Source organism: Bradyrhizobium sp. WYCCWR15520 (assembly GCF_056174665.1).
This window is the reverse complement of record NZ_JBWBWM010000025.1, coordinates 67,049-91,545: the sequence shown is the minus strand read 5'-3', so window position 1 is coordinate 91,545 and position 24,497 is coordinate 67,049. Positions and strand designations below refer to the sequence as shown.

Annotated in this window: 24 protein-coding genes and 1 pseudogene; 6 read left to right on the top strand and 19 right to left on the bottom strand. The window is 63.4% G+C overall.

The window, feature by feature from the left end; translation table 11 throughout:
• Positions 1-353 precede the first annotated feature (353 nt).
• Positions 354-3,350: pseudogene (gene ileS / locus AC0QUY_RS27080) on the bottom strand (isoleucine--tRNA ligase); the annotation flags it as partial.
• Between ileS and AC0QUY_RS27075 the strand changes: the two are divergent.
• The gene (locus AC0QUY_RS27075) at positions 3,342-4,205 is read left to right on the top strand and encodes an antitoxin Xre/MbcA/ParS toxin-binding domain-containing protein (RefSeq protein WP_475389266.1); all 864 of its coding nucleotides are present in this window, start codon (positions 3,342-3,344) and stop codon (positions 4,203-4,205) included. The pseudogene ileS and the gene AC0QUY_RS27075 sit on opposite strands and share 9 nt — an antisense overlap.
• A 9-nt stretch (positions 4,206-4,214) precedes the next feature.
• Positions 4,215-4,667, top strand: a complete 453-nt coding sequence (locus AC0QUY_RS27070; protein ID WP_475389264.1) for an RES family NAD+ phosphorylase — start codon at positions 4,215-4,217, stop codon at positions 4,665-4,667.
• A 37-nt stretch (positions 4,668-4,704) separates the two neighbouring features.
• Here the strand turns inward: AC0QUY_RS27070 and AC0QUY_RS27065 are convergent, their stop codons facing one another.
• Together AC0QUY_RS27065 and AC0QUY_RS27060 are read right to left on the bottom strand one after the other, a co-directional pair.
• Positions 4,705-5,259: a sugar O-acetyltransferase gene (locus tag AC0QUY_RS27065; protein ID WP_475389262.1), complete on the bottom strand. Its 555-nt coding sequence runs from the start codon at positions 5,257-5,259 to the stop codon at positions 4,705-4,707.
• The gene (locus AC0QUY_RS27060) at positions 5,256-6,224 is read right to left on the bottom strand and encodes a bifunctional riboflavin kinase/FAD synthetase (protein ID WP_475389261.1); all 969 of its coding nucleotides are present in this window, start codon (positions 6,222-6,224) and stop codon (positions 5,256-5,258) included. Before AC0QUY_RS27060 ends, AC0QUY_RS27065 begins: the two co-directional genes overlap by 4 nt.
• Before the next feature lie 217 nt (positions 6,225-6,441).
• Here AC0QUY_RS27060 and AC0QUY_RS27055 point away from each other — a divergent pair, with 217 nt between their 5' ends.
• Entirely contained in the window at positions 6,442-6,837 is a 396-nt protein-coding gene (locus tag AC0QUY_RS27055; protein ID WP_057835874.1) for a response regulator, read from the top strand.
• Positions 6,838-6,923: 86 nt separating this feature from the next.
• Here the strand turns inward: AC0QUY_RS27055 and AC0QUY_RS27050 are convergent, their stop codons facing one another.
• The 9 genes from AC0QUY_RS27050 to uvrC form a co-directional block, all read right to left on the bottom strand.
• Positions 6,924-7,778, bottom strand: a complete 855-nt coding sequence (locus AC0QUY_RS27050; RefSeq protein WP_475389260.1) for a TIGR01459 family HAD-type hydrolase — start codon at positions 7,776-7,778, stop codon at positions 6,924-6,926.
• 15 nt (positions 7,779-7,793) lie between these two features.
• A complete protein-coding gene (locus tag AC0QUY_RS27045; RefSeq protein ID WP_475389259.1) occupies positions 7,794-9,257 on the bottom strand; it encodes an EAL domain-containing protein in 1,464 nt (487 codons plus the stop codon).
• A 188-nt stretch (positions 9,258-9,445) separates the two neighbouring features.
• The gene (locus AC0QUY_RS27040; protein ID WP_475389258.1) at positions 9,446-10,027 is read right to left on the bottom strand and encodes a phage holin family protein; all 582 of its coding nucleotides are present in this window, start codon (positions 10,025-10,027) and stop codon (positions 9,446-9,448) included.
• A 102-nt stretch (positions 10,028-10,129) separates the two neighbouring features.
• Complete coding sequence (gene aptA, locus AC0QUY_RS27035; protein ID WP_475389257.1) at positions 10,130-11,476, bottom strand: omega-aminotransferase AptA; 1,347 nt, start codon at positions 11,474-11,476, stop codon at positions 10,130-10,132.
• Between the two features lie 106 nt (positions 11,477-11,582).
• Positions 11,583-12,548 carry a 50S ribosomal protein L3 N(5)-glutamine methyltransferase gene (gene prmB, locus AC0QUY_RS27030; protein ID WP_475389256.1) on the bottom strand — a complete coding sequence of 322 codons (966 nt, stop codon included), beginning with the start codon at positions 12,546-12,548 and terminating at the stop codon, positions 11,583-11,585.
• Positions 12,548-13,015, bottom strand: a complete 468-nt coding sequence (locus AC0QUY_RS27025) for a molybdenum cofactor biosynthesis protein MoaE (RefSeq protein WP_475389255.1) — start codon at positions 13,013-13,015, stop codon at positions 12,548-12,550. The genes prmB and AC0QUY_RS27025 overlap by 1 nt, the downstream gene beginning before the upstream one ends.
• A gap of 9 nt (positions 13,016-13,024) precedes the next feature.
• Positions 13,025-13,276, bottom strand: coding sequence for a molybdopterin converting factor subunit 1 (gene moaD, locus AC0QUY_RS27020; RefSeq protein WP_475389254.1), 252 nt, complete (start codon positions 13,274-13,276; stop codon positions 13,025-13,027).
• Positions 13,273-13,887: a CDP-diacylglycerol--glycerol-3-phosphate 3-phosphatidyltransferase gene (gene pgsA, locus AC0QUY_RS27015; RefSeq protein ID WP_161849741.1), complete on the bottom strand. Its 615-nt coding sequence runs from the start codon at positions 13,885-13,887 to the stop codon at positions 13,273-13,275. Before pgsA ends, moaD begins: the two co-directional genes overlap by 4 nt.
• 100 nt (positions 13,888-13,987) lie before the next feature.
• Entirely contained in the window at positions 13,988-16,054 is a 2,067-nt protein-coding gene (gene uvrC, locus AC0QUY_RS27010; protein ID WP_475389252.1) for an excinuclease ABC subunit UvrC, read from the bottom strand.
• Positions 16,055-16,265: 211 nt separating this feature from the next.
• On the opposite strand from uvrC, the gene AC0QUY_RS27005 reads away from it, so the two are divergent.
• Positions 16,266-16,889, top strand: coding sequence for an outer membrane protein (locus AC0QUY_RS27005; RefSeq protein WP_161849739.1), 624 nt, complete (start codon positions 16,266-16,268; stop codon positions 16,887-16,889).
• A 167-nt stretch (positions 16,890-17,056) separates the two neighbouring features.
• On the opposite strand, the gene AC0QUY_RS27000 is transcribed toward AC0QUY_RS27005, so the two are convergent.
• From AC0QUY_RS27000 to AC0QUY_RS26985, 4 genes are all read right to left on the bottom strand, one after another.
• Complete coding sequence (locus AC0QUY_RS27000; protein ID WP_028350729.1) at positions 17,057-17,272, bottom strand: cold-shock protein; 216 nt, start codon at positions 17,270-17,272, stop codon at positions 17,057-17,059.
• A 274-nt stretch (positions 17,273-17,546) separates the two neighbouring features.
• Positions 17,547-18,407, bottom strand: a complete 861-nt coding sequence (locus tag AC0QUY_RS26995) for a 23S rRNA (adenine(2030)-N(6))-methyltransferase RlmJ (RefSeq protein WP_475389312.1) — start codon at positions 18,405-18,407, stop codon at positions 17,547-17,549.
• Between the two features lie 663 nt (positions 18,408-19,070).
• Positions 19,071-19,748, bottom strand: coding sequence for a ribonuclease T2 family protein (locus AC0QUY_RS26990; protein WP_161849738.1), 678 nt, complete (start codon positions 19,746-19,748; stop codon positions 19,071-19,073).
• A gap of 112 nt (positions 19,749-19,860) precedes the next feature.
• Positions 19,861-20,322, bottom strand: coding sequence for a hypothetical protein (locus tag AC0QUY_RS26985; RefSeq protein WP_161849737.1), 462 nt, complete (start codon positions 20,320-20,322; stop codon positions 19,861-19,863).
• A 166-nt stretch (positions 20,323-20,488) separates the two neighbouring features.
• Here AC0QUY_RS26985 and AC0QUY_RS26980 point away from each other — a divergent pair, with 166 nt between their 5' ends.
• Positions 20,489-20,794 (top strand): hypothetical protein, encoded by a 306-nt coding sequence (locus AC0QUY_RS26980; RefSeq protein WP_161849736.1) that lies wholly within the window; start codon positions 20,489-20,491, stop codon positions 20,792-20,794.
• Positions 20,795-20,898: 104 nt separating this feature from the next.
• Positions 20,899-21,423, top strand: a complete 525-nt coding sequence (locus AC0QUY_RS26975) for a DUF3617 domain-containing protein (protein ID WP_475389251.1) — start codon at positions 20,899-20,901, stop codon at positions 21,421-21,423.
• A gap of 179 nt (positions 21,424-21,602) precedes the next feature.
• On the opposite strand, the gene AC0QUY_RS26970 is transcribed toward AC0QUY_RS26975, so the two are convergent.
• Genes AC0QUY_RS26970 through AC0QUY_RS26960 form a run of 3 tightly spaced genes read right to left on the bottom strand, consistent with a single transcriptional unit; the run spans position 21,603 to position 24,282 of the window.
• Positions 21,603-22,988, bottom strand: a complete 1,386-nt coding sequence (locus AC0QUY_RS26970; RefSeq protein WP_161849734.1) for an ATP-binding protein — start codon at positions 22,986-22,988, stop codon at positions 21,603-21,605.
• 8 nt (positions 22,989-22,996) lie between these two features.
• Positions 22,997-23,713, bottom strand: coding sequence for a response regulator (locus AC0QUY_RS26965; RefSeq protein WP_475389249.1), 717 nt, complete (start codon positions 23,711-23,713; stop codon positions 22,997-22,999).
• Positions 23,714-23,733: 20 nt separating this feature from the next.
• Positions 23,734-24,282 (bottom strand): MarR family winged helix-turn-helix transcriptional regulator, encoded by a 549-nt coding sequence (locus AC0QUY_RS26960; protein WP_161849732.1) that lies wholly within the window; start codon positions 24,280-24,282, stop codon positions 23,734-23,736.
• Between the last annotated feature and the right edge of the window lie 215 nt (positions 24,283-24,497).

The following is a 24,497-nucleotide window of genomic DNA, read 5'->3' as shown; positions in this document are numbered from 1 at the left end:
GCCTTGGTCTTCTTGGCGCTAGCTGGCTTGGTCGTCGTTTTCTTGGCTGTGGCTTTCTTGGTCTTGGCTTTCTTGGTCTTGGCTTTCTTGGCCGGGGCCTTCTTGACTTCCGCGGTACCGCTTTCAGGCTTGGCTTCGGCAGCTTTGTTGGCTGCCGTGGCCTTGTCGGTCGTTTCCGCAGCCGTGGCTTTCGCAGGCTTCTTGGCTCTGACCTTCTTGCTGGTCTGATCCGCGGTCACCTCTGCTGAATCAGCCTGCTCCGGCACTTCCTCCGTTGGCTGCACTGGTTCGACAACTTGCTTCTCGACCAACGCGACGGGCTTGGCGCGTGCTTCAACCGCAGCAACCGGCTTCACGCCCTCGGCTAGCGCCTTCCATTCCCGCAAGGCCTGCGCATCGCGCGGGGAAACGTCGGGATATTCGGCGTCTTCGCCGACGGTCGGCAGGATCTTCCAGGAGCGCGCGCATTTGGTGCCCACGGCCTTTTCGACGACGACGGCAACGCCAGGCACGTCGGCGAGGGTGAATGCGCTTGCCGGCGCGTCGTCATTGGTCACCATCGCGTTCGAAGTGATGCAGACTTCCGCCAGGTCGATGTCGATCAGCGTGTTGAAGATGTTCTTGTCCGACACGTAGACCAAGGGCGACGCCTCCAGCGAGGAGCCGATGTTCTTGGCCGCGCGTTCCAGTTCAAGTGCACCCGTGACGACACGGCGGACGTCGCGGATGGTCTCCCACTTCGCGGCGAGGGCGTCGTCGCGGAACTGGTCAAATCCCTCCGGGAACAGCGTCAGATGCACCGAGGCTTCCGCCTCCGGCTTGTACATCCGCCACGCTTCTTCGGTCGTGAAGCTGAGCACCGGCGCCAGCCAGCGCAGGATCGCATCGCAGATGATGTCGATCGCGGTCAGCGCCGCCTTGCGCGCCACCGACGACGGCGGGTCGCAATAGAGCGTGTCCTTGCGGATGTCGAAATAGAACGCCGACAATTCGGTGTTCATGAACGCCGCAAGTGTCGCGACCACTGTCTTGTAGTCGAACTCGGCATAGGCCTGGCGCACGGTTGCCGCGCGTTTGGCGAGTTCGTGCAACATCAGCCGCTCCAGCTCGGGCATGTCGCCATGGGCGACCGCATCACTGGGGTCGAAATGATGCAGCGTGCCGAGCATCCAGCGGATCGAGTTCCGCAGCTTGCGGTAGGTCTCGATGGTGTTCTTCAGGATCTCGGGGCCGATGCGCTGGTCGTCGGCATAGTCGGTGGCGCAGACCCAGAGACGCAGGATATCCGCGCCCGAATCCTTCATCACCTTCTGCGGCTCGACGGTGTTGCCGAGCGATTTCGACATCTTGCGGCCGTTCTCGTCCAGCGTGAAGCCATGGGTGAGCACGACATCATAGGGCGCGCGGCCACGCGTGCCGGCGCTTTCCAGGAGCGAGGAATGAAACCAGCCGCGATGCTGGTCGCTGCCTTCGAGATACATCACGGTATCTTCGCCGCCATCGACCTTGCGGACGATGTTGCCGAGGCTGGGAAAATTCTGTCGGTCTTCCAGCACGAAGGCGTGGGTCGAGCCGGAATCGAACCAGACGTCGCAGATGTCGTCGACCTTCTTCCAGTCCTCAGCCGCGCGGTCCCCGAGGAAACGCTCGCGGGCGCCTTCCATGTACCACGCATCGGCGCCTTCTTCCGCGAAGGCTTCGCAGATACGCTGGTTGACGATTTCGTCCTGCAGGATTTCAGCCGAGCCGTCGCCCCTCTCGCGCACGAACACGGCGATCGGCACGCCCCAGGCGCGCTGGCGCGAGATCACCCAGTCGGGGCGGCCGGCGATCATGCCGTTGATGCGGTTCTGGCCGGCGGGCGGCACCCACTGCGTCACCGAGATCGCGTGCAGCGCGCGGGCGCGCAGCGTGTCGCCGGGCCTGGTCTTGCCATCCACCGCAATGTCCTTGTCCATCGCGATGAACCATTGCGGCGTGTTGCGGAAGATCACTGGCTTCTTCGAGCGCCAGGAATGCGGATATTGATGCTTGAGCCGGCCGCGCGCGAGCAGCTTGCCGGCTTCGACCAGCGCCTTGATGACGGCCTCGTTGGCGTCGCCCTTCTCGCCCTTGTCGTTGATGACGCGCTTGCCGGTGAAGCCCGGTGCATGATCGGTGTAAGCGCCGTTCTCGTCGACGGTGTAGGGGATCACGGGGTGGATGCCGCGGGCCTCCAGCTCGCGCACGTTCGCGATCCAGGCGTCGAAGTCCTCGCGGCCGTGGCCCGGTGCGGTATGGACGAAGCCGGTGCCGGTGTCATCGGTGACGTGGTCACCGGACAACAGCGGCACGGTGAACTCATATCCGCCGCTGAAGCCTCGCAACGGATGGGCACATTCCACCGCGTCGAGCGTGTCGCCGGGCAGGTCGCGCAGCTTCTCGTAGGCGGTGACGCGCGCCTGCTTGAATACTTCTCCAGCAAGCGCGTCGGCAAGGATCAGGAGATCGCCGGTCTTTGCCCAATTGTCAGCGGGTGCATCGGTGACCTTGTAAAGGCCATAAGCGATCTTCGGCGAGAACGAGATCGCGCGGTTGCCCGGCAGCGTCCACGGCGTGGTGGTCCAGATCACCACGGACGCTTCCGCCAGCACGCCATGCGCGGGCGAGGTGACCGGAAATTTCACCCACACCATGTCGGAGGTGTAGTCCTCGTACTCAACCTCGGCCTCCGCCAGCGCGGTCTTTTCCACCACGCTCCACATCACCGGCTTGGAGCCGCGATAGAGCGTGCCGTTGGCGGCGAACTTCATCAATTCGCGCGCGATCTGCGCTTCGGCCGGATAGCTCATGGTGGCGTAGGGATGATCCCAGTCGCCGATGATGCCGAGCCGCTTGAATTCCTCGCGCTGCACGTTGAGCCAGTGCGTCGCATAGGCGCGGCATTCTTTCCGGAACGCCACCATCGCAGTGGAGTCGCGGAAGTCCGGCTTCGGCTTGCCCTTGGAGCGGTAGTTCTCTTCCTCGATCTTCCACTCGATCGGCAGGCCATGACAGTCCCAGCCGGGCACGTAGTTGGAATCGAAGCCGAGCATCTGCTGGCTCTTGGTGACGACGTCCTTGAGGATCTTGTTCAGCGCGTGGCCGATATGGATGTTGCCGTTGGCGTAGGGCGGCCCGTCATGCAGCACGAACTTGGCGCGGCCTTCGGCACTCTCGCGCAGCTTTCCGTAGAGGTCGATCTCGTTCCAATATTTGAGGATCTCCGGCTCGCGCTGCGGCAGGCCGGCGCGCATCGGGAATTCCGTCTGCGGCAGGTACAGGGTTTTCGAATAGTCTGTGACGTCGGACTTTTGCGGCTGTTGGGACATGAATGCTCTGGTTGGCTCGAAGGCGGCGCTGAAAAGCGGATATTGCGGGGTGAACAGGAAAATCCCGGTCTTGCGCCGAGCCAAAGCTCAGGCGGAAGCCGGGCCGCTAATGCTGATGGTGCGCCGCGCAAACATGGGGCTTTCCATAGCAGGGGGCCGGGAAAATCGCAAAGGGCGACGCTTCAAGCCTTATTCTTCGTGGGCGGTCAGTCGACATTCCCTCCATGGACCGGCATCGGTCGTCATCGCGGTCATCGGGCCGTGGCGCCGGATATTTCGATGCGGCCACTTTGGATTGGGGAACGGCTGGTTGCAGAATCTTCCAGAGATACTAATCTATTGATTATTGGAGAGAAATTCATGAGCCCGAAGACCCGCGCGCAAGTTTACGAGGACTTGAAGGATCTGCGCCGTCGCGGCGAGTTGCAGCAGGTGGGGAAAGCTGCGCTAGAGAAGCTGCCGGTCGCCGCTCAGAAAGAGCTGAAGAAAACCGGCGTGTTCCTCGTCCCCGGTTTTGCGAAATTCGTCGTGGTCAAGAATCCCGCGGCGAAATCCGGCAAGCGTCTTAATCCCTCTGCCGGCGGAGAAATGATGTTCGAGGCCAAGCCGGTGCGGCAGGGCGTTCAGCGGCGCCCTGTCTCGGCATCAAGCCAACGGCACGAATTGTTCCGCGTCCTGGAGATCGAAGCGCTGGCTGACCGTGTTTTTGGCGACGGGAAGAAGGCGAAGGCCTGGTTGCGTCGTCCGAATGCCTCGATGTCGGGCCAAATACCGCTCGAATTGATGAAGGATGAACTCGGCGCTGCGGTCGTTCGCGAAGCGCTTGAACAAATCGATCAGGGAATTTTCGCCTGAGCTAGTTCGATGGAGCTTTGGCGGATATCGAATTACGCTGATCTGTCCGGTGAGGGTGGACTGCGGGCAGCCGGCCGGTGGCATACGCGCGGAAAGCGGATCGTCTATCTGGCGGACCATCCGGCAGGCGCGCTGCTCGAGCTACTGGTTCATATGGATCGCGATCTGATCCCCTCGACATACCGATTGCTGCGAATACGCGTTTCCGAGGCGATCGAGATTCAAAAAGTCGATGTCGATCGGCTGGCCGTCGATTGGCGCGAGCGGCCTGACGTGACGCGACGGATCGGTGACGAGTGGCTCGATCGCGCCGCAACGGCATTGTTGCAGGTGCCATCGGTCATCGTTCCCCGTGGTTGGAATTTTCTCCTCAATCCCGGTCATCGGGGTGCTGCAAAGGTTGATATTGAGGAGGTCGTGGACGCGCCCCTCGATTCCCGCCTCGTTGCCGGCTCGCCATAGCAGCCAATCGAAAAAGCCAGAAGGCTCGGCGGCTGTTTCAGTTTGAGCGCGGCCGGGCCGGGTTTCCGGCGACGGTCACGCCTGCGGCGACATCGCGCGTGACCACGCTGCCGGCGCCGATGACAGCGCCATCGCCGATCGTGACACCGGGCAGGATGATGGCACCGCCGCCGACCCAGACATCGCTGCCGATCCGCACCGGGCGCCCGAATTCGAGCCCCGTTCGTCGCGTTTCGGCGTCGCGCGGGTGGTCGGCAGCATAGATTTGAGTCGCCGGTCCGATCTGGGTGCGGTCGCCAATCACGACTTCGACCACGTCGAGGATGACGCAGTTGAAGTTGAGAAACACCTCGTCGCCGAGCCGGATGTTGTAGCCATAGTCGCAAAAGAACGGCGGACGGATTACGGCACTGGTTCCGACATGGCCGAAATGTGCTGAGAGCAGCGCATGCCGCTCAGCCACAGGCGCTGCAAGCGCCGCATTGTAGCGCGCGAGCCAGGCCTTGTTGGCGACGGCATCCGCCTGCAGCTCGGGATCGCCGGGGCGATAGAGCTCGCCGGCCAGCATTTTTTGTTTTTCTGTCTTGTTCAACCGATCGTTCCGAGCTTGGGAAATGCGTCCGGCGCTGCAGCAAGGGCCGCGCGCGCCCTGGCGCTGTCATCATCCATCTGACGTATCAACGCTTCGATGTTGTCGAATTTCAGTTCGTCGCGGATGAATCCGATGAAGGCGACGTCGAGCACCGTGCCATAGAGGTCGCCCTTGAAGTCGAACAGGAACACTTCCAGAAGCGGCGCACCATTGTCGAAGGTCGGGCGGCGGCCGAAGCTGGCGACCGCATCGAACCGCTCGGCACCGCGGCCGATCCGCACCGCATAGATGCCGTGCTTCAGGCTGCAATTCTTGTCGAGGCGGATATTGGCGGTGGGGTAGCCGAGGTCGCGGCCACGCTTCTCGCCATGGATCACCTCGCCGCTGACGAACCACGGCCCGCCCAGCATGGCGGTGGCTTCGTCGATCTGGCCTTCCGCCAACGCCATGCGGATCGCGCTGGAGGACACCGGCCGCTCCTCGATATCGACATGGGCCTGGACGTCGACCTCGATGCCGAGCCGCGGCCCCTCGCTGACCAGCAGGCTCGGCGAACCGGCACGGCCCTTGCCGAAATGAAAGTCGTAGCCGACTGCAATGCCGCTGACGCCGAGGCGCTCGATCAGGTCATGGTGAATGAAATCTTGCGCCGAGGTTCCGGCGCGGGTCTTGTCGAAGGTCATCACGACCGCGCCGTCCAGTCCCGTTCCAGCCAGCAGCCGCAGCTTGCTGGCCTCGTCGGAGAGACGGAATTGCGGGCTGTTCGGGCTGAAAAAGGTGCGCGGATGCGGCTCGAAGGTGAGGGCAAAGGCTGGCTTGCCGTGGGCGCGGCCCATCCGCAAGGCGGCGTCGATCACGGCCCGGTGGCCCAGATGGACGCCGTCAAAATTGCCCATGGCGACCACCGCCCCGCGGGGGATGTCGGCGGCAGGGGTGGTGTCTCGGATAACGGTAAAACCAGTCATTTCAGGGATTCTTCAGAAATTTCGGCTCGGTGAACGCGGCCGGACCGTGACGCGGGGGGCCTGCTGAAGTCAAGCGGGGAGGGTTGGACCAAAACGGATGCAATCCGGCTCCGGCCGTTTACGGGCTGTTTAAGGGCTGATGCTAGAGGTTGGGGGAGGACTGCGGGTCGCGCAGGCCTGCGGATAGTTTGTGGCGTAAGCATTGAGTGGGGGAAAGATGGCGGTTGATTTGTCCATGCCGGTTCTGGTGGTTGATGACTACAGCACCATGATCCGCATCATCCGAAATCTTCTGAAGCAGCTCGGCTTCGACAACATCGACGATGCCAGCGACGGCTCGGCCGCCCTCAACAAGATGCGCGGCAAGAAATACGGGCTGGTGATTTCCGACTGGAACATGGAGCCGATGACCGGCTACGACCTGCTCAAGGAAGTCCGCGCCGACCCCAACCTGGCTACCACGCCCTTCATCATGATCACTGCGGAATCCAAGACCGAGAACGTGATCGCGGCCAAGAAGGCCGGCGTGAACAATTACATCGTCAAGCCGTTCAACGCGGCGACGCTGAAGACCAAGATCGAGGCGGTCTTTCCGGATATGGCGACGGCGTAAGCGCTGAACCACATCATAGATTTTTTCGTCATGCCCGGGCTTGTCCCCGGGCATTCGCGTTTTTGGGACGGCATGTACGCGCGATGCTACCAGCGCAATTCCCGCATCAGCGCGCGGGGCGGATGACCGAACAGCTCCTTCACCGAGGCCGGATCGAGCTGGTCGATGCCCTCGAATTCCTCGGAATGGATGCCGCGGGTCAGGAAAAGACAATCGATTCCGAAGCCTAGCGCCCCGGTGAGGTCGGTCCGCACCGAATCTCCGATCGCCAGCACACGGTCGAGCGAGGTCGGCTGGCCGCGGCGTTCGGCGGCGAGCGCCATGGCGCGTTCATAGATCGGCCGGTGCGGCTTGCCGTAGAAGATCGCCTCGCCGCCAAGCTCGCGATAGAGTTCGGCGACGGCGCCGGCGCAATAGATCAGGCGGTCGCCGCGCTCGACGACGATGTCGGGATTGGCGCAAACCAGCGGCAGCTTGTGCTCGCGCGCCTGCAGCAGCATCGCGCGATAGTCTTCCGCCGACTCGGTTTCGTCGTCGAACAGGCCGGTGCAGATGATGTAGTCGGCCTGCTCCAGCGGCGCCATCACGGCGTCGAGCCCGCGGTGGATCGACGAGTCCCGCTCCGGTCCGATCCAGAATATTTTTTTGCCGGGATGGTCGGCGACGAAGTTCCGGGTCAGGTCGCCGGAAGAGACGATGGCGTCGTAGGTTTCGTCAGCGACGCCGAGCTTGCGCAATTGCCGCTGCACGGAATCGGCCGGCCGCGGCGCGTTGGTGATCAGGATGACGGTGCCGCCGCGCTGGCGATAGGTATGCAGCGCCTCGCAGGCTTCGGGAAAGGATTCTAGCCCGTTATGCACCACGCCCCAGATGTCGGAGAGGATGACCTCCACGCCGTTCACGAGGTCGCTCAACCGCTCGACGAAGCGCAATGAAGTCATGATGTCGGAAGCCTGTTAGGCCGGTCCTGCGGCACGGCGCGCCAGTGCGGCATTGCCGGTCGCCCGCATCGGGGGCTCTGTGGCCGGGCTGGCCATGGGGACCGTGTTGCTGGAGCCATTGGGATTGGCGGATTCCTTGTTCGCTGTCGCCCCGCCGGTAGCAGATGCCCCCTCGGGCCGCAACGGCCGCGGCGGCGCAAACAGGAAACCCTGTCCAAACCGTACATCATAGTCGAGCAGGTCCACCACCGCGCGCTCGCCCTCGATCTTCTCGGCGATCAGGTCGATGCCGAAACGGCCGAGCAGGTCGGAAAGGTCGGAAGGGTGGATGTCCGAGGTCGAGCTCTGCTTGGGATCGAGCAGCAATGCCGCCGGTACCTTGATGAAGCGGACGCCGCGATCGGCAAGGTCGCGCGGCTCGATCCGCAAGTCGGTGACATGGTCGATCGAGAAGCGGTAGCCACGCTGCGACAGCGCGGCGAGATTCTCGATTTCGGTCGGACGGAGATGGCGGAACGTCGCCTGCTTGAATTCGAGCACGAAGGACGACGCCAGCGCCCGATTGGCCTCGAGGAAGTCGAGGCATTGCGCGAAATTGGCGGGATTGCCGAGCGTCGCCGCCGAGACGTTGCAGAACACGCCGACGTCCTTGTTGCGCACCATCAGGCGGCGCAACACCTGGACACAGCGCAGCATCACCATGTGATCGATCTTGCCGATTAGCCCGCCGGCTTCGGCGGTGGGGATGAAATCGTCGGCGGCGAGGACCTGGTCCTTGTCGTCGCGCAGCCGCGTCACCGCCTCATAGAAGCGCACCTTGCGCTGCGGCAGCGTCACCATCGGCTGCAGGTAGATGTCGAGCCGGCTCTCTTCGATGGCGTTCTTAACCGCGGCAAGCAGTTGCGGCTGATTGCGCGAGGGCGAAGCGGCTTCCGCGGCCACCGCAGCCGGCTTTGCGGCTGTGGCCGGCGCGGATCTGGCGAGCGGCGCCGGTTGCTCGGCGGCGACCGCCGGTTCGTGCCGCGGTTCGGGATCCGGCCGGGTCGCCGGGGCGGAGGCTGCGGCGGCCGCACCCGAGGCCAATAGATCTTCATGGCTCGCCACCGAGACGGCCAGTTGCTTGACCAGCACGCCGAGTTCGCTGATCTCGCCGACCACGGCCTGGATACGGTCGGAGCTTGCGGAGTTCGCCGACACCAGTCGGCCCTCGACGGCGGCGAGGCGGCGGCCGAATTCGGCGACTTGGCGCGCAAGGTCGGCGGTGCCGCGGGACAAATCGGCGATCTGGCCGCCAACATCGGAGCGGTCGCGCAGCCGCATCGACACGGCGTTGTAGAGGATCAGAAAGGTCAACGCGGTAAGCGCGACGATCGCGGATTCGGTGCCGCTGAAACCCGCCACCGCATGCAGGACGAGGCCGAGGGAGGCTGCAACCAGCACCATGCAGATGGCGATGAAAATCGTCGAAATGCGAATCATGTCGCGCGCTGTGCCCTCAGGTCCGAACTGGTCTTACCCGGGAAAACACGGAAGTTTCAGATGTCGTCCAACTTGCGCTGTCCCCGGCGCCGCAACCTTAGCACCAATGTTGATTCGCAGAGCTAGTGTTCTTTGGACACGGCCGGAACTGGAAACCGAGCGCCGCGTCGGAGGCGCCTTGTGCGCTGTCAGATCTCCATCCGTCGCGCCTGCCGTCGCCGTCGCGTTGCCGCCAAGCCCAGCAAGGTCGCGATCAGGATAAGGCCGGCCTGCAAATGCCTGTTGTCCCTTGAGGGGGACCGGCGCCTGCCGCGGTTGCTCGCTGGCGGTGCCGGAGGCGTCTGTAAAATCGACCTGGCGGTGTCCTTCGCGGCTCCGATCTGGTCTGGTTTGAGCGGACTGGCCTTGACCGCCACGCGCAGGCGGCTGGCGAGCGAGGGGAAGTGCGGCGTCTTTTGCCTAAGTTTAACGGCAGCGAGCCCCGCGCAAATTGCGGCGATCATCGCCAGCAAGGCGCCGACCGCGCCGAAAGCCCAGAACTGCCCGTAATGGATCTCAATCCAGCGAAACAACGCGGTGATGCCGACGAGGCAGGCGGCGATCGTGAAAATGCCGGCCGCAGCGAACAGACCGGCGGCGATGGCATAAGAAGTGATAGTCGAGGTCGCCTGATCGGTGCGGTCTCGCAGATAGGATCGCGTCGCCAGCTTGACCTGGTTCAGCTTCAGTTCCATCCCGGCGCGCAACAAGCTGCTCGAAGGCGCGAGCATGTCCGCATCCCTCAACCGGCGGAGGCATGACCGCTTTCCCGCCGGCGGAATCAACGCGGGCTGGTTTCGAATGTTCCTGCCCGGTCAAAGCCGATGCAGCCGCTACGCCGTCGCGCGGATCACCTTGGCGACCTTGTCGATGATCTCGCCGATCTGATCTTCGGTGATGATCAGGGGCGGGGTCAGCACCAGGGTGTCGCCGGCCACCCGCACCATCAGATCGTTGTCGTGGAAGGCGCTGTTGAGCCCGGCAAAGCCGCGCTTGCCCGGCGCATCGGCCATCGGCGCGAGGTCGATGCCGGCGGTCAGGCCGATGGTGCGGATATCCACGACGCCGGGCTCGCTGCGCAGCGACATCACGGCGTCGGCGAATTTCGGCTCCAGCCCATGAGCACGCTCAAACAGCTTCTCGTCACGATAGATGTCGAGGGTGGCAAGGCCCGCGGCGCAGGCCAGTGGATGCGCCGAATAGGTGTAGCCATGCGTCAGTTCGACGGCGTATTCCGGCCCGCTCATGAAGGCGTCGTGGATGGTGTCGCGCACCAGCACCCCGCCCATCGGGGCGGCGCCATTGGTGACGCCCTTGGCGAAGGTCAGCATGTCAGGCACCACGCCGTAGCGTTCGGCGGCGAAGGCAAAGCCGAGCCGGCCAAATCCGGTGATGACCTCGTCGAAGATCAGGAGGATGCCGTGCTTCTGGGTGATCTCGCGCAGCCGCTTGAGATAGCCCTTCGGCGCCGGCAGCACGCCCGTCGATCCCGCCATCGGCTCGACGATCACGGCAGCAATGGTGTTGGCGCCGTGCAGATTGACGAGGCGTTCGAGCTCGTCGGCGAAATGCGCGCCATATTCAGGCTCGCCCGTGCTGAAGGCCTGCTTCTCGCGGTCATAGGTCGCCGGCAAATGGTCGACGCCCGTCAAGAGCGAGCCGAACAGTTTTCGGTTGCCGACGATGCCGCCGACGGAGGTGCCGCCGAAGCCGACGCCATGATAGCCGCGCTCGCGGCCGATCAGGCGGATGCGGCTGCCCTGGCCGTTGATCTGGTGATAGGCCAGCGCGATCTTGAGCGCGGTGTCGGCGGCTTCCGAGCCGGAATTGCAGAAGAACACGTGGTCGAGGCCGGCGGGGGCGAGCTCGGCGATGCGGCTGGCGAGTTCGAACGCCTGCGGAATGCCGAACTGGAACGGCGGCGCATAGTCGAGCGCCTCGGCCTGCTTGGCGATCGCCGCCGAAATCTCGGTTCGGCCGTGGCCAGCATTGGTGCACCACATGCCCGAGGCGCCGTCGATGATCTTGCGGCCGTCGACGGTGAAGTAATGCATGTCCTTGGCGCCGGCGAGCAGCCGCGGGTTCTTCTTGAACGCCCGGTTCGCGGTGAACGGCATCCAGTGCGCGGCGAGATCGTTCGGAACGTTGACGGGGGTAGGGCGGGGGCTCTTGTTCAGCATGGGCGGCCTCTTTGATGTTCGGGGCAGCGATTAGCTGCCAATCTATCAGTTTCGCCGCTGAACGGGAACGCCAGTACGCCGTGATATTTCCCCGCAATATGCCGGGTCAAAGATCGGTCGCAGCGATCCAGAATACCTCGCCCTCGGAATCCTCAGTATCGAGCCAGAGCAGCGGCAGATGCGGATAGGCGGCTTCGAGCTGCGGACGGCAGCGGCCGATCTCGCATAACAGTCCGCCCTGCGGCGTCAGGTGCGCGTGCGCCTCATCGAGGATGCGGCGGATGATATCGAGGCCGTCGGCGCCGCCATCGAAGGCGAGTTTGGGTTCGGCGCGGCACTCGCGCGGCAGGCCGGCCATGCCTTGCGCGTCGACATAGGGCGGATTGGAAATGATGAGGTCGTAGCGCTTGCTGTTCAGCGGCTTGAACAGGTCGCCGCGGTACAGCGTGAGGCGATCCTCAAGCCCGTAATCCCCGACATTGCGCGCGGCGACTTCGAGGGCGTCCTTTGAGATATCCACTGCGTCGACCGCGGCATTCGGAAAATTCCGGCTGGCCAGAATGGCAAGGCAGCCCGAGCCGGTGCAGAGGTCGAGCACGCTCTCCACCGCGCCCGCATCCGTGATCAGCGAACCGGCCTCTTCGTCGCCGTCGCCGCCGAAATGCTGGTCCAGCAATTCGCCGATGAAGGAGCGCGGCACGATGGTGCGCTCGTCGACATAGAAGGGCAGGCCGCGCATGTAGATCTTGTTGACGAGATAGGCCGCGGGCTTTCGTGTCGTGACGCGGCGCGCGATCAGATCGAGGATCTTTTTGCCTTCAGCCGCCGTGACCCGCGCGGTCGCGAAACTCTCGAATTGATCAGGGTGCAGATGCAGCGCCTCGCATACGATGAAGGCGGCTTCCGCCACCGGATCGGTGGTGCCGTGTGCGAATACCAGCCTGGCTTCGACGAAGCGGCTGACGGCGTAGCGGACGAAATCGAGCAGCGTCACCAATTCGCCCGCGCCGACCTTGGGCAGTTTCGTTGGGCTGGCGCTGCGCTTCGCCGCAGGTTTCGCACGCTTGGCCATCAGGATTTGGTCCAGCGCGCCGCGGCGGCGTCGTCATGGTCGCGGGCTTCGATCCAGCTCGTGCCTTTTTTGCTTTCCTCGCACTTCCAGAACGGCGCGTTGGTCTTGAGGTAGTCCATCAGGAATTCCGCTGCTTCGAAGGCTGCCTGGCGATGCGGTGACGCCGTCACCACCAGCACGATGTTCTCGCCCGGCGCGATGCGGCCGAACCGGTGAATGATGGTGAGACCCTGCAACGGCCAGCGCGACAGCGCTTCATCGGCGTGGCGCCCGATTTCGGCTTCCGCCATGCCGGGATAATGCTCGAGCGTCAGCGCCGCGATCGGTTCGCCGTTCTCGCTGCCGCGACAGATGCCGCTGAAGGTGACGACAGCGCCGATATCGGTGCGACCTTTGGTGAGCGCCGCGATCTCCTGCGCAGCGTCGAAATCGGCCTCCTGGATGCGAATGGTCGCGGTGACGGACATGGGTAAAGATCAACCGCCGGTCATCGGCGGGAAGAACGCAATCTCGCGCGCGCCTGATATCGCGGCGTCCGGCTTGACATGGGCGTGGTCGATCGCGGCGCGGATCACCTTCGGCTTTTCGAAGGCATAGGCGTAGGTGTCGCCGCGGCTGGAGAGCCAGCCGATCAAATCGCTCACCGTGCGCACGTCGGCCGGCGGCTCGACGGTTTCCTCCGCCACGCCGATCCGTTCGCGCACCCAGGCGAAATATTTGATCCTCATCCCTCATCCTCCTTGATGAGGTGATGGATGCCGGCGCGGAAATAGTCGTAGCCGGTGTAGATGGTGAAGATCGCCGACATCCACAACAAGACGATGCCGATCAGGGTGGTCGCGGGCAGCAACTGCTCGCCGGCCTCCCCGGCAATCAGGAAGCCGATCGCGACGAGCTGGATCGTGGTCTTCCATTTTGCCAGCTTGGTCACGGGTACGCTGACCCGCAACGCCGCGAGATATTCCCGCAAGCCCGAGACCAGGATTTCGCGGCACAGGATGACGATAGCTGCCCAAAGGGTCCAGCCATGGATGCTGCTGTCGGCTGCCAGCATCAAGAGGCAGGACGCTACCAGGAGCTTGTCGGCGATCGGATCGAGCATGCGGCCGAAAGCGGATTGCTGGTCCCAGATTCGCGCATAGTAGCCATCGAGGTAGTCCGTCACCGCAGCGGCAATGAAGACGGCCAGGGCCACCCAGCGCAGCCACAGCGGGCCGTCCAGGATGGACTGGGCGAAAACGCAGCCGACCACCACCGGAATGGCGGCAATACGGGCGTAGGTCAGGATATTCGGCAGGGACAGGGTCTTGGTCTGCCCTTTGGCTGTTGCGATGTTCATCCGTCTTACCAATACCGCTGGAACGTGAAGGTCAACCGTGCGGGCCTAGATCATCTGTCGCAGGCGACGCCCAAATGACATGCCTTTGACCCAAGTCCCCTTAACCCGCCTGTGCATGGAAAAACTCGAAGATCTTGCGGGCGCTCTCGGCGCTAACGCCCGGAACCTTGCCGAGGTCCGCAATCGAGGCCCGCTCGATCTCCTTCAGCGTTCCGAAGTGATGCAGCAAGGCACGTTTGCGTGACGGGCCGATGCCCGGGATTTCCTGCAAACCGGCTTCCCTGATGTCTTTTTTCCGCAGTTTGCGGTGCGAGCCGATCACGAAGCGATGCGCCTCGTCGCGCAGCCGCTGGATGAAATACAGCACGGGATCGCGCGGTTCGAGCTTGATGGCTTCGCGGTCCGGCATGAACAGGGTCTCCCGCCCGGCATCGCGGTCCGGGCCCTTTGCCACCGCCATCAGCGAGACCTGGGTAAGTCCCAGACCCCCGAAAATCTCCCTGACAGCGTTGAGCTGACCGCGGCCGCCGTCGATGATGACGAGGTCGGGCCATTGCGGGAACGAATCGTCGTCGGCTTTCGCTTTGGCCGCGTCGCCCTCCGGCGGCTTCAACAGCCTTTTGAAGCGCCGCTCCAGCACCTCGCGCATCATCGCGTAGTCGTCGCCCGGCGTCAGTCCCTCGGACTTGATGTTGAACTTGCGATACTGGTTTTTGATGAAGCCATCCGGTCCCGCCACGATCATCGCGCCGACGGCGTTGGTGCCCTGGATGTGGCTGTTGTCGTAGACCTCGATGCGCTTCGGCACCTGCGGCAGTCCGAGCGTGGCGGCTATCGATTCCAGGAGACGACTCTGCGTCGCCGTATCGGCTAGTTTGCGGCCAAGCGCCTCGCGCGCATTGGTCAGCGCATGCGTGACCAATTCCTTTTTCTCGCCGCGCTTCGGTACCGAGACTTCGACCTTGTAGCCGGCCTTCACGCAAAGTGCGTCGGCCAGCAATTGGCATTCCTCAATGTCGTGCGACAGCAGGATCAATTTCGGCGGCGGCTTGTCGTCGTAGAATTGCGCGAGGAACGAGGCCAGCACTTCCTCCGGCGTAAACGACTTCTCCGCGCGCGGGAAATAGGCGCGGTTGCCCCAGTTCTGGCCGGTGCGGAAGAAGAACACTTCCACGCAGTAATAGCCGCCTTCCTGATGGATGGCGAACACATCGGCTTCTTCCACGGTGCGCGGATTGATGCCCTGCTGCGACTGGATCGCCGACAGCGCGGCGAGACGGTCGCGATACAGCGCCGCGGTCTCGAATTCGAGTTCGGTGGATGCCTTCTCCATCTCGCCGGCGAGCAGCTGCTTCACGGCGTGGCTGCGGCCGGACAGGAAGTCGTTCGCTTCGCGCACCAGCTCGCTATAGCCGGGAAAATCGATCTCGCGCGTGCAGGGCCCCGAGCAGCGGCGGATCTGGTAGAGCAGGCACGGCCGGGTGCGGCTCTCGAAAAAGCCGTCGGTGCAGGAGCGGATCAGGAACGCGCGCTGCAGCGCCGTGATGGTGCGGTTGACGGCGCCGGCGGAGGCGAACGGCCCGAAATATCGTCCGGGTCTTGTTTGCGCCCCGCGATGCTTGAGGATCTGCGGCGCCCAATGGTCGCCGGTGATCAGGATGTAGGGAAACGACTTGTCGTCGCGCAGTTGCACGTTGAAGCGCGGCCGCAGCTGCTTGATCAGGTTGGCTTCCAGCAGCAACGCTTCGGTCTCAGTCGTGGTGGAGACGATCTCGACCGTAACCGTCGCCGCGATCATGCGCAGGATGCGCGCCGGCAAGGGCGCATTGACGCGGGCATAGGACGACAGCCGCTTGCGGACGTTCTTGGCCTTGCCGACGTAGAGCACGTCGCTGGAGGCATTGAGCATGCGGTAGACGCCGGGCGAGGTCGGCGCCAGCCTCACGGCGTTTTCGATGGCCGTGTGGCCGACCGCCAGCGGGCCTTCGGCAATCGCCTCGGCAGGCTCCTCGGGCGCTTCCGGCAGGCGCGCCTCGTCGTCTTCCTCGGCGGCTGATGTCGCGGGATCGATGTCGGCGGCGGCCAGGTCCTGTGGCGGCAAGTCCGGCTGGGAACCCCGCCGCGCCTTGCGCGGAGGCTTCGGATGGTCGGTAGAATCGTGATCCATGGGCCTAAATTAAGCGCTGCAGGGCAGCATCGCCAGCCGCTCGCGGGAGAGGGCGCCGGTAACGCATTCTTAAGAATGATGAGCGGGCAAGTAACCCGGCTTAACAGCCCTTTAACTTAAAACTCTCGATAAATCTTAGCGAAAAAGTGGAGTTCCGTAACCAAGCCGGTCTCTTCGACCGGCGGGTCGCGGTGTTGCGTGGAGTTGCGTGATGAGCAAGGTGGTGTCGGGCGCGCTGGCGCTGATCGCTGCAGGCTGGACCGTGTCGGCACAGGCAGCCGATCTCTACGGATCGCGCGCACCCTTGACAGCCAACCCGACGCTGTACCGTCCCGATAGCTGGGCCGGCCCTTATCTCGGCGGCAACCTCGGCTATGCCTGGGGTTCGGTCGCAAACAATCCGACCAAGCCGTCCGGCTTTGTGGGCGGCGTCCAGGCCGGCTATAATTGGCAGAACGGACCGTGGGTGTTCGGCCTCGAGGGCGACATTCAGGCGACCGGCGCCGAAGAAACTTTCGCGCCGTGGAAGTTTTCCAATCCCTGGTTCGGCACGGTTCGCGGCCGCGCCGGTTATGCGTTCAACAACGTCCTGTTCTTCGGCACCGGCGGTCTCGCCTTCGGCGAGCTGCGCGCCGCCACGTTCGGCCTGACGGAATCCCATACCAATGCCGGCTGGACGCTCGGCGCCGGCGCCGAGGTGGGCCTGGACAGGAACTGGAGCGCCAAGATCGAATATCTCTATGTCGATCTGGCCAACAGCAACTTCGTCATTACAGGTGCGTCGAACGGTTACCGGTTCGGCCTGATACGGGCCGGCGTGAACTATCGCTTCTGAAAACAAGAAACTGGCGACTACCATCTCCCGGCGGCAGTAGGTCGCCGGGATTTTTTTGCCTTCAGGCTGGGTTGCGCGTCACGAGGCCCAACGCTCCGGGTGGCGGTGCCGTGCCCAGCGTAGTCTTCGCAGCAAGAATTCAGTCCGCGTTCCGCGCGAGCGTCAGCTCACGATGAAATCACCAGGTTGACCGCCTTGGGGCCTTTGCCCTTCTTGTCCGGTTCGACCTCGAACGTAATGCGCTGCCCTTCAGTCAAATCCTTCAACCCGGCCCGCTCGACGGCGGTGATGTGCACGAACACATCGCGGCCGCCGTCATCGGGCTTGATGAAGCCGTAGCCGCGTTCTCCATTGAAGAACTTGACTGTTCCAGTCATGGCCATCGGGAAACTCCTCCCCCGTATTGCTCCGCCGCTACGCGCACCTCGCGCTTCGGCTGACCGGACATTCGCTGCCGGAAGCTTGGCCACCTGAGCCGGTCGGGGCCATGCCGCCGACCGACTTGGATTTTATTCGGCCTTGATCACTCCGCCGCAACCATTCGCGGAAGCGGAACGTAAAGCCAGTCCCAATGGCCTGAGCATAATACGGTTTCGCGTAAATTGCCTACGGTCCATTCGCACTTTTCGTTCAAGGCTGGCGCTTTAGGCGTAACTCTTAAGGCTTGGGTGTCTCCAGTTTGAACCGGCCGGCCCCGCCCTGGCCGAGCGGTTTTTCGAGTTCGGGTAGAATTGTCTTTAATTCACCCGCAAGCGTCCACGGTGGATTGACGATCAAAAGCCCGGTGGAGGCGAGCGGGCCGCCGGCCTCCTGTGGAGCGACGCTGAATTCGAGCCGCAGACATTTTCCGGCTGGCTTGCTGGCAGCGGCAGCGCCTGCGACCAGCCGCGCCAGGGTATCGGTGGCGCGACGGCTCTTCACCGGATACCAGATCAGATAGCTGCCGGTCGGCCATTTCGCGTAGGCCTCGGCGAATGCGCCGGCCAGCCTTTCGAACTCGTCCTTTTGCTCGAACGCGGGATCGATCAGCACCAGACCGCGCCGCTCGTTGGGAGGCACGAAGGCCGGCAATGCGGTCCAGCCGTCAAGATCGACCACCCGCGCCTGGCTATCGCGGCGCAACGCATCGACCAATTGCCGGCGGGAACCAGGCTCGATTTCGCAGGCCGTCAGTCGGTCCTGCGGCCGCAGCAGCGCGCGGGCGATCAAGGGCGATCCCGGATAGGCCTCGAGCGTGCCCGGCGCGTTGAATGCCCTGACGATGTCGAGGTAGGGGGTCACCAACGGCAGCGCGGTTTGTGAAAACCGTGCCTGCATCACCCGCGCAATGCCGGTCAGCCATTCTCCGCCGCGGCGCGCTTCCTCACCGGTGAGATCGTAGCGCCCGGCCCCGGCATGGGTGTCGATGACGCGAAACGGGGCCTGCTTTTCCTGCAGATAGGTCAGCATGCGCACCAGTACGATGTGCTTGATGACATCGGCAAAGCCGCCGGCATGAAAGGCGTGTCGGTAGTTCATGGTGGGACGGGTTACGACATTGGGACGAGGAAAGTAACCCATGTCGTCAAGCTGCGGGTGGCGGGATGACATCTCCAATTGCATTGGTGAGATGCTGGGGTCATCGGAGTCATACCGGTAACTTCAATCTTAGGATGTATCACCCTGTGTCGGCTGACGACGGCGATGACCATGTGTCGACCTGTGTGGCGCTGGCAACGGTATGATCTGAGTCGGCGGAGCTTCGACCGTGACGGCCGGCACCGGTGACGATTAGATCAAGGTGACGGGTGATAATCCACGATCAATTTTGCCAAGGGGGATGGCAACGATGTCGTTCGGGTCGACAACGGCGGCGGCAGCGTCGATTTCTCGATCAGTGGTTATTCGCTGGATGATGGTTATCGTCACCCAGCAGTACGGCAGGACGACTATAAACTTCAAGGGCTCGAACGATTCCCTTGTTTTCGATCATGGCAGCAATGGATCGGCACGACTGAGCTCACCGATCACATCAGCCTTGATATTCTTGCCTGACGCTGCTTTGGCGGAGAAAAGGGCCCGGCCATCCACGTGCCTTGCAGACGACAATAAAAGCCGTGGATGACCGGGACGCAGACAGGTGTAGACAAGTCTGCGCAGGGCGGATTGCTATGTCTGGGCAGGCATGACGGAAGGCAGGATTCAGCCGCCCCGCACCGGCGGCATCACCACCTCGTCACGCCGGCAGGTGCGGCGGTCGATTTCGTCGCAGGCGCGGAATTGCATGTCCTTGCTCAGGCAAATCCGCACCTCGCTCAGGCGGCGGCTCGAGCAGACCACCGAAATCGCCGAGCTGCTCAGGCCCGGGTTGATCTTGATGAAGGCGGCCTCGAGATCGCCGGGGGCGATAGTCTTCTGCTCGGACAATTCGAGGAATTCCTCGGGGATTTTCACCGCTGCGCGGGCCTTGCGGACGCTCTCGAAATAGGCGCGGGCGCCGAGGCCGGAGCAGGTGCCATGCTTGTCCCACTCGTTGAAGATCAGGCCGGGCGCCGGCATCAGGTCCAGCATCGAGGTCATGATGTTGCGGTCGAGCCGCGGCGACGGCCGCTGGCAATATTCGGGAAAGCCGCGCTCATATTGCGGCCACAGGCCGTGAACCACGAACGAATAGGGGCGGCTGCACTGGACCTGTGAACGCCCGCTATTGCCGCGCTCGGCCGCCGCCTCGCAGAACGAGGGCGACCACGACAGGGCCAGGACGTAAAAATCGAACTCGCCCGGGGCGTTCTGCCGGCGGTCCTGGGCGGACGCCAACCCGGCGGAGACGACAACAAGCGTCAGCGAAATCAGAAGTCGGGAAATAACAGACCGGTGCATCGAACGCCCCTCTACTCGACTACCGGGAGCCTAGCAGGGAACCGGAACATTTCAAGAACAAAATTTGAAAATCCCACAGGCCGGCCGGCTCGACCGGACTGAAATGCCGGGATCAGGGCCGGGCGGCCCTGCAGCCCGGGCTATAGGCCCAGTTGCGGTCAAGCCCGGTCACGCACCATTCGACGCCTTGGCCGAAGCCGGCAAAGCCGCCATCCTCGATGATCGAGTAGTGCACGCTGCGCATCTTGCCGTCGCTCAGCATCACGTCGCCGCTGCAGAAGCGGCGCGGAATGTTGTCGGACTGCCAGGGCCGAAACGCGGTTTCGTGGATCCGGCCGAAGCCGGTGATCACCAGAGCCGAATTCCAGAACTTGCCCTCCTTCTCCTGGAATTGCGACGCGATGGTCGGCAGCGCCCGCTCGCATTCGGCGACGCGGCCGTCATATTTCGGGCCGAACAGGCCGAAATTCAGCTCCAACGGATTGGCGGCCTGAGCGGCGTGGCTGGAGACCAGCAGGGCGAGCGCCGCAGCCGTTGGGCCGAGGGCTCTCAAGGATGTGAACAGGTTGCGCATGGGGAATCCGCCGGTAAACCAACACAGGGGACGGTGCCGCGAAGCCCCGACAAGGTCAAGTGCAGCGCGGCAACACCTGACGACCAAGTCCGTCCCGTGCTGCAACCATTCTTTTCACGGCCATCGGCGCACACTATGGTGGGCGTCGAGCGAAATGGAGTCTGCGATGCGAAGAATTCTGGCCGCGTGCCTGATTGCCATGGGTGGGATGCTGGCGGGGGCGCCGGCGCAGGCGCAGTGGTTCGACATCGACACGGTGCCGCCGTTCAAGGGCAACGACACCGGCGGCATCATCGCCTATACGCTCGCGACGCAGGCCGATGCCCGCCAGCTCGCCGTCGACCACTGCGCCCGCTACGGCAAGGTGGTGAAATTCCTCGGCGTGCAGCCGAATTACGGCGGCTATGTTTCGTTTGCCTGCCGCTGGGTGCCCTATGGCGCCGCCGAGCGGCCGCTGCGCACGCTTTACTGAGCGCGACCTCCAAAGCTTCCCTGGCTGGACATGTTTTCGCCACGCAAAGCGTGTGTCACTTCGCGCGCGCACGATAGCGTTGAAGAATTTAGGGGAGCGCACGGATGAGACGACTGCTTCTTGTGTCCTGTTTGGCTGTAGGTTTGTTACCGGCTAGCGGCGCCATCGCCGTGGAATTGCCGATGCGCAAGGCCGGGCTGTGGGAGATGAAGGTGGTGAGCGGCGGCACGGTGCCCGAGATGACCATGCAGCAGTGCACTGACGCGACCACCGACAAGGATATGAGCACGGCCATGGCGCCGATGGCCAAGGAGATCTGCTCCAAGCAGGATATCCAGAAGACGGCGACCGGCTATGTCACCGATTCCGTCTGCGGTATTGGCGGCATCACGGTCAAGTCACGCGCCGAAATCACCGGCGACTTCAATTCCGCCTACACCGTGAAAACGAGCTCGCAGAGCGAGGGTGGCCTGGCCGGCGCCGCGCGCGACAGCAAAAGCACGATCGAGGCCAAATGGGTGGGCGCCTGCAAGGCCGATCAGAAGCCTGGCGACATCATCATGCCCGGCGGTATGAAGATGAACGTCAAGGACATGGAAAAGATGAAGGCGCTGATCCCGAAGAAGTGAGGGTCAGTAATTCGCGTTGTCGCGCTGAATCCGCGTACTCCTTTAACTCTCCCGCTTGCGGGAGAGGTCGGATTGCGAAGCAATCCGGGTGAGGGGGTGCAGGTCTATCGATACATCACGATCGCGGAGAGAGCCCCTCACCCCGATCCTCTCCCCGCAAGAGCGGGGCGAGGGAGAAGTTACACCGGCACTCTTACCGCCGCGCGCAAGCCGCCCATTGGGCTGTCGCCGAGCGTGATGTCGCCGCCATGCGAGCGGGCGATGTCGCGGGCGATGGCGAGCCCGAGGCCCGTGCCGCCCTCGTCCTGGTTGCGGGCATCGTCGAGCCGCAGGAACGGCTTGAACACTTCTTCGCGCATGTTGACGGGAATGCCAGGCCCGTCGTCGTCGACCGTCACGGTCAGATAGCGGTGGTCGCGATGGCCGGTAATAGCGACCGTGTTGGCATGGCGCGCCGCGTTGGAGACGAGGTTGGCGATGCAACGCTTGAACGAGGCCGGCTTCACCGTCACGACCGGCAGGCCGTGGAACGTCACCGTCGCGGTGTGGCCATGGCGTTCGGCGTCGCTGCGCAGTTCTTCCAGCGCCATCGTCATGTCGGTCGGCTGCGCGACCTCGCCGCTGTCGCCGCGCGCGAAGGCGAGATAAGCCTCCAGCATGCCGGCCATTTCGTCGACATCCTTGCGCATGCCGTCGACCTCGGGGCTGTCGCCGATCAGCGCGAGCTCGAGCTTGAAGCGGGTCAGGATGGTGCGCAGATCGTGGCTGACGCCGGCCAGCATCGCGGTGCGCTGCTCGATCGAGCGCTCGACGCGCGCCTTCATCTGCAGAAACGCCTGTGCCGCCTGCCGCACCTCGCGTGCGCCGCGCGCGCGGAAGTTCGGCACCTCGCGTCCCTTGCCAAAACTTTCGGCGGCCTCCGCCAGCCGCAGGATCGGCCTGATCTGGTTGCGCAGGAACAGCACCGCGACGATCAACAGGATCGAGGAGGTGCCGAGCATCCAGAAGATGAAGATCTCCGAGTTGGAGGCATAAGCGGCGCTGCGTTGCGCGAACACCCGCATCACGGCGTCGTCGAGCTGGATGCGGATTTCGACCAGGTTGGATTTGCCGACGGTGTCGATCCAGAAGGGGCGCCCGATCTGGCGGCCGAGTTGCACCGAGAGCGTCTGGTCGAGCAGCGAGAAGAACGGCTTTGGCCCGGGCTGCGGCATGTCGCCGACGGGGAGGAAATCGACGACCAGTTGCAGGCGTTGGCCGATGCGACGCAACTGTGCGCGGTCCTTGTCCTGCGGAAATGCCTTGTAGACGTCGATCAGGCTGGCGATGTCCTGGACCACCGCCGCCGACAGCCGTCGCGTCACCGTGTTCCAGTGCCGCTCCATGAACACGAATGCCACGACCGTTTGCAGGATCACCATCGGCACGATCATGATCAGCAGCGCGCGGGCGTAGAGGCCGGTCGGCATCCAGCTCTTGAACGCGTTACCCATCCAGCCATTGGCCCTGGAGACGCGTTGCGACGCATTGCGGATGAGCGTCAGGCCGGTGTCGAGCGTGCTCATGAGTTAGCTCAGGGCGACGCAACCAGACGATAGCCGATGCCGCGCACCGCCTGCAGAAACAGCGGATTGGCGGGATCGCGCTCGATCTTGCGCCGCAGGCGGTTGATCTGCACATCGACTGCGCGTTCATTCACCGTGCCGCCGCTGGTCAGCGCCGCGCGCGGCACCGTCTCTCCGGGGCTATTGGCCAGAATGCGCAGCATTTCGCGCTCGCGGTCGGTCAGGTGAATGATCTCCTCGCCCTCGCGCAGCTCGCCGCGATCGAGATGGAAAACGTAAGGGCCGAACGCGATCTGCTCCAGCGCTTCCACCGGTGGCGGCGCGGAGCGCTTGAGGATATTGCCGATCCGCAAGATCAGCTCGCGCGGCTCGAACGGCTTGGCGACATAATCGTCGGCGCCGATCTGCAGGCCCTCGATCCGCGCCTCCGCCTCATGGCGGGCCGTCAGCATGATGATCGGCACCGAGGACGAGGTGCGAATGAACCGCGCCAGGTCGAACCCGGTTTCGCCGGGCATCATGACGTCGAGGATCAGGAGATCGAAATGCAGGCCGAGCAGTTTGGAACGCGCGTCGGTCGCGCTCGACGCGGTCGTGACGCGATAACCCTCGCCGGACAGGAACCGCGACAGCAGATCGCGGATACGGCGGTCGTCGTCGACCAAGAGCAAATGCGGGGCGTTGTCGGCCAGTTGCCGAGGCGGGCGCGCGGCGGCTGTAGGCATGGTTGCTCCTTGCGCCACGATCACTCCCTTGGCTTCTTGCTGCCGGCCCCGAAGATCGCCTCCAACACCTTGTCGGGGTCGTCGCGATCGATCATCGCGCGCAGGAACTGGCCGATCGCCGCGACGCCTTCGGGGTTGATATCCCGGAGCGCGCGGGTGATGCGATCGGTCTGCAATCCTGCGAGCTTTGCCACCAACGCTTCGCCCTTCGGGGTGGCGTAAAGAAGGCGCTGCCGGCGGTCGTTGTTGCCGGTCTTCTGGATGATGTAGCCCTCGTCGAGCAATTGCTTGAGCACCCGGCCAAGCGACTGCTTGGTGATGCGCAGGACGTCCAGGAGGTCGGCGACCTTGAGCCCGGGATAGCGGTAGACGAAATGCATCACCCGGTGGTGGGCACGACCGAAGCCGAAAGCCTCAAGCTCGTGGTCGGCGTCGCCCACGAAGTCGCGATAGGCGAAGAACAACAGCTCGATAATGTCCCAGCGCATTTCCCCAAGCCGTGGGGCAGGGCTGGCGGACCCCTGCGAATCGGGGTTGGTTGGGCCCCTTGAGAAATTTATGTCAGTCATGTTGACATATCTTGGGTTCAATGTTACAAAACTACCAGCCACGACGAAACATTAAGTCGTTTCAAACTTGGTGACGTGTCAGGCAGCCGGAAAAGCCAACGATGGCGGCAACGGCCGCAAATTGAACTACCGTGCGATTGTCGAGCGGCATTTCGGCAAACATACTGGACTTCGGCATCCCGCAAAAGCATGTCGTCACGGACATGACGGCGCAG